At 75.5% G+C, this 546-nt stretch carries 1 protein-coding gene; it reads left to right on the forward strand.

Annotated features, from left to right (window positions below):
* On the forward strand, positions 1-546 hold a 546-nt coding region (locus tag KUM32_RS41585; protein WP_254406806.1), incomplete at both ends, for a condensation domain-containing protein.

Here is a 546-nt window from a genome sequence, read left to right on the forward strand (position 1 = left end):
CTACCTCGCCTGGGCCGCGGCCCGGGACGCGGAGGCGGACGAGCGCGCCTGGCGCGCCGGCCTGGCCGGGCTCGAGGGCCCGACGCTGATCGCCCCGGGCGCCGCGGAGCAACCCCCGGCGGAGCCGGGCAGCGTCGCCGTCGAGCTGGACCCGGACCTGGCCGCCGTGCTGACCGCCACCGCGCGCCGGCTGGACGTCACCGTGCCCACCGTCGTGCAGGCGCTGTGGGCCCTGGTACTCGCCGGTCTCACCGGCCGCCAGGACGTGGTCTTCGGCTCCACCGTCTCCGGCCGCCCCGCCGAACTGCCGGGCGTGGAGTCGATGGTCGGCCTGTTCATCAACACCGTCCCGATCCGCGTCCGACTGCGGTACGAGGAGACGCTCGCCGCCCTCATCGGCCGCCTCCAGGCGGAACAGGCCGCCCTGCTGCCCCACCACCACCTGGGCCTCGGCGACATCCAACGCATCGGCGGCGTCGGCCCGCTCTTCGACACCCTCGCGGTCTTCGAGAACTACCTCGTCGAAGGCGCTGAGGATGCCGCGGG

Source organism: Streptomyces sp. AC627_RSS907 (assembly GCF_019049165.1).